5 protein-coding genes are annotated in these 5111 nt (G+C 71.4%); 2 read left to right on the top strand and 3 right to left on the bottom strand.

Annotated elements, in window-relative coordinates; translation table 11 throughout:
- Positions 1–236 precede the first annotated feature (236 nt).
- Entirely contained in the window at positions 237–1199 is a 963-nt protein-coding gene (locus AB0F40_RS27155) for a hypothetical protein (RefSeq protein WP_357475377.1), read from the top strand.
- A gap of 99 nt (positions 1200–1298) precedes the next feature.
- On the opposite strand, the gene AB0F40_RS27160 is transcribed toward AB0F40_RS27155, so the two are convergent.
- Complete coding sequence (locus AB0F40_RS27160; RefSeq protein ID WP_357475379.1) at positions 1299–2849, bottom strand: aminopeptidase P family protein; 1551 nt, start codon at positions 2847–2849, stop codon at positions 1299–1301.
- 12 nt (positions 2850–2861) lie between these two features.
- The gene (locus tag AB0F40_RS27165) at positions 2862–3689 is read right to left on the bottom strand and encodes an alpha/beta hydrolase (RefSeq protein ID WP_357475381.1); all 828 of its coding nucleotides are present in this window, start codon (positions 3687–3689) and stop codon (positions 2862–2864) included.
- Between the two features lie 119 nt (positions 3690–3808).
- Between AB0F40_RS27165 and AB0F40_RS27170 the strand changes: the two genes are divergently transcribed.
- Positions 3809–4657 carry a PHP domain-containing protein gene (locus AB0F40_RS27170; RefSeq protein WP_357475383.1) on the top strand — a complete coding sequence of 283 codons (849 nt, stop codon included), beginning with the start codon at positions 3809–3811 and terminating at the stop codon, positions 4655–4657.
- A gap of 13 nt (positions 4658–4670) precedes the next feature.
- On the opposite strand, the gene AB0F40_RS27175 is transcribed toward AB0F40_RS27170, so the two are convergent.
- Positions 4671–4967 carry a DUF1905 domain-containing protein gene (locus AB0F40_RS27175; RefSeq protein ID WP_357475385.1) on the bottom strand — a complete coding sequence of 99 codons (297 nt, stop codon included), beginning with the start codon at positions 4965–4967 and terminating at the stop codon, positions 4671–4673.
- Positions 4968–5111 lie beyond the last annotated feature (144 nt).

Consider the following 5111-nt stretch of genomic DNA (forward strand, 5'->3'; position numbering starts at 1 on the left):
GAATGAGTTCGGTCAGTCAACCGACCGAACTCATCCCATCGGACCGAAGTCATCTCCCGCGGAGCGCATCACCTCCCGTGGAGGGGGTCCGGCGCCAAGGAGGTCGTGTCGCCAGCAGACCCGCACGGCGGCGTCCCAGTGGTCCGAGCGCGACCACAACCCCTGTGGATCCGCCCTCGTGCACAGGTCCCGCGGTGTGGGGCACACGCACGCCGCTGGTCAGGCACCGTCGGTGCATGGTCCAGGTAGACATCCCCCACGTCGCACTCGCGCTCGAGCAGAGCCGCAACAAGCTGTCCGCCGGCGCTCGCGCCGGCGACGTTCTCCGCGTCCGCCGTGGCGCCTACTGCGCACCCGGTGATCTCCGGGTCGGCGGACGGTCCAGCGCCCCGCGCGAAGAGCGCTTGAAGGCCCTTGCCCGTGCTGCTGCTCTCCACGTCCAGCTCAGGGCCGAGCACGTGTTCAGCCACACGACGGCGGCGCTGCTCCACGGGTGCCTTGTCTGGACCACGCCGAAGAACACGCACCTCTACCAGCACTATCGCGCTTCGGGTCATGCGTCGGGCGACGTCTCGCGACACTCCTGGACCCTGACGCCCGAGGAGATCGACGTCGCGGCGGGGCTGCCGGTCACGTCCCTCGCCCGCACCGTCGTCGACTGCGCGCGCACGATGCACCCGCTGGAGGCGCTCGTCATCGCTGACTGCGCGCTGGCGCTCGGCGTCGATCGCTCGGTCCTGTTCGAGATCCTGGATGCCCAGGCCGGACACCGGGGCAAGCAGCGAGCGCGGCTGGTGATCGAGCTGGCCGAGGCGGGCGCCCAGTCGGCCTGGGAGACGTGGGTCCGCTACGAGCTTCTGCGGGCGGGCCTGCCTCGACCGACCACCCAGATGCCGGTCCGGACCGACGTCGGGACCTTTCACACCGACCTCGGGTACGAGCAGTGGGCGCTCGGCATCGAGTTCGACGGCCGGGTCAAGTATCGGCCCGACGGCGTTCGCCCCGGTCACGACCCTGCTCGGGAGTACATGAACGAGAAGCACCGTGCCGACGCCATCCGCAGGGCCGGTGTCACCCTCGAGCGGGCCAGCGCCTCTGACAAGAGCGACGTCGCGGCGATGATCGCCAGGTTCGCCCAGTACCTGCCCCCGCAGATCACTGCGGCGGCCGGAAGAGACCCGCGCCTCCCCCCAACCTGACCTGTCGCGCCAATGAGTTCGGTCGGATGGGATGAGATCGGTCAATCAACCGACCGATCTCATCGCATCCGACCGAACTCATTCAGGTGAGGTCCATGTTCAGCGGAGGGACGCCATCCAGGACTCGATGTCCTCCGGGCGGCGGGGGAGCGCCGCCGAGAGGTTCTCGTTGCCGTCCGCGGTGATCAGCACGTCGTCCTCGATGCGCACGCCGATGCCGCGGAACTCCTCGGGCACGGCCAGGTCGTCGGCCTTGAAGTAGAGACCGGGCTCGATGGTGAACACCATGCCCGGCTCCAGGACGCCGTCGAGGTACATCTCGCGACGGGCCTGGGCGCAGTCGTGGACGTCGAGGCCCAGGTGGTGCGAGGTGCCGTGCACCATCCAGCGGCGGTGCTGCTGACCGTCGTCCGCCAGGGCGTCGGCGGCGGTGATGCCGTCGGGCAGGAAGCCCCATTCCTCGAGGCGGGCCGCGATGACCTCCATGGCCGCCGCGTGGACGTCACGGAACTTGGCGCCGGGCCTGGAGACGGCGAACGCGGCGTCGGCCGCGTCGAGCACCGCCTGGTAGATCTTGCGCTGCACGTCGCTGTACTCGCCGTCGACAGGCAGGGAGCGCGTCACGTCGGCGGTGTAGAGCGAGTCGACCTCGACGCCGCCGTCGAGCAGGAGGACGTCGCCGGCGTGGATCTCGCCGTCGTTCCTGATCCAGTGCAGGGTCGTGGCGTGCTCGCCCGAGGCCGCGATGGTCTCGTAGCCGACCGCGTTGCCCTCGAGGCGTGCGTGCCCGTCGAAGGTGGTCTCCACGACGCGCTCGCCGCGGCGGTGCTCCTTCGCGGCGGGCAGCGCGCGGACGACGGCCTCGAAGCCCTCGATCGTGCGGGCCACGGCCTCGCGCATCTGCTCGATCTCGTACTCGTCCTTGACCAGGCGCAGCTCGGAGGTCGCCTCGACGAGCTTCTCGTCGGTCAGCGCGTCCTCGTCCTCGCCGGCCTCCAGGCGCAGCTCCTCGACGAGCGCCTCGACGGCGTCGTCAGCGCCGGTCACCACGAGGAGGTGCACGCCGCCGTCGCCCACGTCCTTGGCCAGGGCGTCGCCCAGCTCGTCGATGTGGCGGGCCTCGATGCCGGTGAGGGCCTCGACGTCGGCCAGTGACGGGCGGGCGCCGACCCAGAACTCGCCGTAGCGGGCGTCGGCGTAGAACTCCTCGTTGTCGCGCGGCGCGAGGGGGCGCACGTACAGCACGGCGTGGTGGCCGCTGGCGGCGCCGTCCGGACCGCGGTCGCCCGCGCCGTCCTCGACGGGGTGCAGCACCAGCACGGCGTCCGGCTCGCGGTCGGTGCCCAGGCCCGTGAGGTGTGCGAACGCCGAGTGCGGCCGGAACCGGTAGTCGGTGTCGTTGGAGCGGGTCTTGAGCGAGCCCGCCGGGATCACGAGGCGAACACCGGGCAGACGCTCGGAGAGCGCGGCGCGCCGCGCGACCGTGTACGGCGCGGCGACCGACGCCGTCAGGCCCAGCTCGGCGCGCGGGGCCCACTGCGACATCACGAAGTTCTTGAACGCGGTGGAGGCGGGGCGGTGCGAACGGTTGGAACCGCGGTCCGCGGTTCCCTGCTCGTCAGGCTGCGAAGTGGTGGTGGGCTCGCTCATGCGCCCAGTGTTTCACGCACGCCGGGTGAAGTCCGCAAGCGCTCTGGTGAGCACGCGGTTGAAGGTCGAGGGGGCCTCCATGTTGACGTCGTGGCCCGCCCCGGGGATGACCACGAGCGATCCGTCCCGGGCCGCTGCGAGGTGCCGCTGCTCCTCGATCCGCATGGCGTCGCGGGCGCCGTTGACGAACCAGAGGGGGACCTGAGCCGCGCGCACGTTGGCGATCGACGAGCGTCCGGCCAGGTGGGTGAGCGCGTCCGTGACGACGTCCCAGGCGGGACGGTACGTCTCGGCGGTCTGCTGCGGCGCGATCTCGACCTGTCGCAGGTCGGCGCCACCAGGCGCGCTGCGGACCGGGCGGAGCGACGGCACCGAGAGGCGCGCGCGGTGCTCCCTCGGGTGCACCACCCGGCCGGTCACGCGGCGCGTGAAGTAGGCGGCGTTCGCCACGCTCTTCGCGACGTCCCGGTACAGGCGGAGGGGCTTGCCCCTCGGGTCAGAGGTGCAGCCTGCCGCGAGCACGCCCACCAGGCGGTCGGTGGTGTCGGGACGGGCAGCCCAGGCGAGCGACGTGTAGCCGCCGAGGGAAAGCCCGACCAGTGCGACCGGTCCGGACGGGAGAGCGGCGACGGCTTCGTCCAGCGTCTCGAAGGCGCCGTCCATGCTGAACCGATCGTGACGGCGGTCGCCGTGTGCGGGCAGGTCCACGGCGACGGCCTCGTGGCCGGCGGCGCGCACGTGGGCGAGCTGGTTCTCCCAGATCGCGCCGGAGCTGCGCACACCGTGCACGAAGACGACGCTCGTGCTGGCGACCTGTGGGCTCTGGTTGCTGCTCTTCATCCCTTCGATGATGCATTATCGGCTTGGGCAGGCGGCGGACGGCGGCGGAACAGCCCGTGAACGTGCTGTGTGGGCTTGCTGTGGCCGCGGCAGGGCCGGGGGATCTCTACTCTGGTGGGGTGATCGACCTCCATACGCACTCCACCGCGTCAGACGGCACCGACTCGCCAGCGCGCCTGGTGGAGGTCGCGGCACTGGCCGGCGTCACCACGCTGGCCATCACCGACCACGACACGACGTCGGGCTGGCCGGAGGCCGCCGAGTCGGCCGGCCGGCACCGGATCGGCCTGGTGCGCGGCGCCGAGATCTCGGCGCTCGCGCGCACCCCCGGCTGGGGTACGGGCGTGCACCTGCTCGCGTACCTGCACGATCCGACGCATCCCGACCTGCTGGCCGAGACCGACCGCACGCGCGACGACCGGACGTCCAGGGCCCGGCGCATGGTGGACCTGCTCGGTGAGGACTACCCGATCACGTGGGAGGACCTGCTCGCCCAGACGAGGTCCGGGACCACGATCGGCCGCCCGCACATCGCGGACGCGCTGGTGGCGGCAGGGGTCGTACCCGACCGCGACGAGGCGTTCGCCACGATGCTCCGTCCCGGCACCCGGTACTACGTGGGCCACTACGCGCCCGACGCCGTCGCCGCCGTCCGGGCGATCCGCGCCGCCGGCGGCGTGCCGGTCTTCGCGCATCCTGGGGCCGACGCGCGGGGTCGGGTGGTGCCCGACTCGACCATCGAGGAGCTCGCCGCGGCCGGTCTCGCGGGTCTTGAGGTCGACCACCGCGACCACACCCCGGGCCGGCGCCGACGTCTGCGCGATGTCGCCGAGTCGCTGGACCTGCTGGTCACGGGGTCGAGCGACTTCCACGGCGAGGGCAAGAAGAACCGCCTCGGCGAGAACACGACCCAGCCAGAGGTGCTCGAGGCGATCGCCGCGCAGGGCGCGCTCGAAGTCCTGAGGTGACCCGGAGAGCTGCTCAGACGTCGATGGTCTCCAGGACCACTGTCACCGGCCGTTCCGGGGTCAGGTCCTCGGCCTGCCGCACCTTCTTCTTCATGGGCAGCACGTAGCCGCCGTCGCGGTCGCTGGGGAAGACGGAGGTGGTCCAGGTGGTGCTCCCGACCGTCACGCGCACCCGGATCGAGCCGAACCCGCGCGGGGGCAGCGGGAGGTCGGCCAGCTCGTCGGAGTGCTCGGGCGGCACGGTGACGAACCACCAGGAATCGGTACGTACCTGCCACTGCCACAGGGGAGCCGTGAACTCGATCTGCACGGTAGCAACCTAAGCGCTGATCCCTCTGCTGGGACCTGAGGCACACCGCCCCCGATGAGTTCGGTCGGATGGGATGAGATCGGGCCGACGACGGACGCGGGGAACAGCTTGACGACGTCAAGCCCCAGGTCGAGCGCCGCCATG

Origin of the sequence: Promicromonospora sp. NPDC023987, assembly GCF_040639055.1 — a bacterium.
GTDB lineage: Bacteria > Actinomycetota > Actinomycetes > Actinomycetales > Cellulomonadaceae > Promicromonospora.

Bases quoted from the DNA above. Each gene is read 5' to 3' on its own strand.
- AB0F40_RS27160 (WP_357475379.1), bottom strand. From the start codon at position 2,849: ATGAGCGAGCCCACCACCACTTCGCAGCCTGACGAGCAGGGAACCGCG.
- AB0F40_RS27165 (WP_357475381.1), bottom strand. From the start codon at position 3,689: ATGAAGAGCAGCAACCAGAGCCCACAGGTCGCCAGCACGAGCGTCGTC.
- AB0F40_RS27155 (WP_357475377.1), top strand. From the start codon at position 237: ATGGTCCAGGTAGACATCCCCCACGTCGCACTCGCGCTCGAGCAGAGC.